2 protein-coding genes are annotated in these 2,107 nt (G+C 76.6%); both read right to left on the bottom strand.

What is annotated here, in order from left to right; translation table 11 throughout:
• Window positions 1-591: diacylglycerol/lipid kinase family protein (locus ACXJKL_RS19925; RefSeq protein WP_457208732.1), on the bottom strand; the 591-nt coding region annotated here is incomplete at its 3' end.
• A partial coding sequence (locus ACXJKL_RS19930; RefSeq protein WP_457208733.1) for an FAD-binding oxidoreductase occupies window positions 588-2,107 on the bottom strand: 1,520 nt, incomplete at its 5' end. The genes ACXJKL_RS19925 and ACXJKL_RS19930, both read right to left, overlap by 4 nt.

The following is a 2,107-nucleotide window of genomic DNA, read 5'->3' on the forward strand; positions in this document are numbered from 1 at the left end:
GGCGACGACCACGGTCGCGGCGTCGTACTCGCCGACCACGCCGTCGACGACGACCCGGCACCGCGCCGGACGGTACGACGCGAGGGCGCGCACGGCCGCGCAGGGGTACTGCACCGGTCCGGGCAGGCCGCGGAGCCGGTCCACGATCTCAGCGGCACGGGCGTCGACCCCGGCGTAGACCGAGCCGGCCACCACGCGCGAGCACCCGTCGACCGACCACGAGACGAGGTCGACACGACGGGTCGCCCCGGCCAGGAGCAGGTCGGCCTGCGCCAGCGGGTCGTCGGGCAGGCCGAGCATCCGGGCGAAGTCGTTGCCCCGACCGGCCGGCACGATGCCGAGCGTGCCGCCGAGCCGCGCCACCTCCCCGGCGAGCGACGACAGCATGCCGTCGCCCCCGACCGACACGACGACGTCGCCGCGCGCGACGGCCGCGGCCACGAGGTCGTGGGTGGCCCGGGGCCCGGGTGAGTAGGTCACCTCGACGGTCGCGCCCGCGTCCCGGAGCCGGCGCGCGACGGGCACGACCGCGCCGGGGGCCGCCCCGCCGCCGGAGGCCGGATTGACCAGGAAGGAGAAGGACCGACTCACGGGATCAGGACCCCGGGGTTGAGCACGCCGGTCGGGTCGAGCGACTCCTTGACCGCGCGCAGCACCTGGACGCCGACCGGCCCGATCTCCCGCGCCAGCCAGGGCTTGTGGTCGGTGCCGACGGCGTGGTGGTGGGTGATCGTCGCACCGGCGGCGATCATGGCGTCGCTCGCTGCGGCCTTCGCCTCCGCCCACTGGGCGAGCGGGTCCGCGCCCTGGCGCGCGGCGACGGTGAAGTAGAGCGAGCAGCCGGTCTCGTAGACGTGCGACACGTGGCACATCACCAGCGCCCCGTCACCGAGGACGCCGACCAGCGCGGCCCTGACCGCGTCGTAGAGCCGCTGCCGGTTGGACCAGAAGGTGGCCGTCTCCAGCGTCTCGACCAGCACGCCCACGTCGAGCAGCGAGTCCCGCAGGTACGGCGCGTGGAAGCGCCCGTGCTCCCAGGCGCGGCCCGGCTCCTCCCCGAGGTCGGTCCCGCCGAGCCCGGCGAGCACCGCGGCCACGGCGGCCCGCTTGGCGGCGACCTCCTCCGGCTGTCCCTCGTGCCCGACGACCATCAGGCTGCCCGCGTCGGCTCCGGCGCCGATCGCGTCGGGGTCGGCCAGGTTGATGGCGGTCTCGGTCTCGTCGGAGAGCCGGATGACGGTCGGCAGCAGCCCCGCCTGGGCGAGGGTGCGCATCGCGTCCGAGCCGGCGGCGAACGACGGCCAGCGCCAGCCGTCGTACACCCTCGTCGCGGGCAGGCGGCGCACCCGGACCGTCACCGAGGTGATGACCCCGAGCGTGCCCTCGGAGCCCAGGACGAGCTGGCGCAGGTCGGGTCCCGCCGCGTTGGCGGGGGCGGAGCCCAGCGTCAGCACACCGGACGGCGTGACCACGATGAGTCCGACCACGAGGGCGTCGAAGCGGCCGTAGCCCGCGCTCGCCTGGCCGCTGGACCGGGTGGCCGCGAAGCCCCCGATGGAGGCGTACTCGAACGACTGCGGGTAGTGCCCGAGCGTCAGCCCGCGCGCGGCGAGCAGCGCCTCGGCCTGCGGTCCGCGCAGCCCCGGCTCGAGGGTCGCGGTCATCGACTCGGCGTCCACGGCGACCAGCCGGTCGAGGCGCACGAGGTCGAGGCTGACCACGCCGGCGAAGCCCTCGCGGCGCGCGACGAGCCCACCTGTCACCGACGTGCCGCCACCGAAGGGCACCAGCGCGAGGTGGTGGGCCACCGCGAAGGCGACCACCGCCTCGACCTCGGCCTGGTCGGCGGGTCGCACGACGACGTCGGGGGCGTCGGTGAGGTCCCCGGCGCGCGCCCGAAGCAGGTCGGGAGTGGACTTGCCGCGGGTCCGCAGGGCCCGGGTCGCGGCGTCGGTGAGGACGTGCCCGGCGCCGACGACCGCACGCAGCCCGTCGAGGACGGCCCCGTCGAGAGGCGCCCCCGCGAGAGTCGGACCCGCGAGAGAGGCGGGGTCGGTCGGGGCGGGCGGGACCGGGGCGGCGGAGGCGTCGGGCAGCGGCCCGAAGG

Source organism: Nocardioides sp. P5_C9_2, assembly GCF_054049555.1.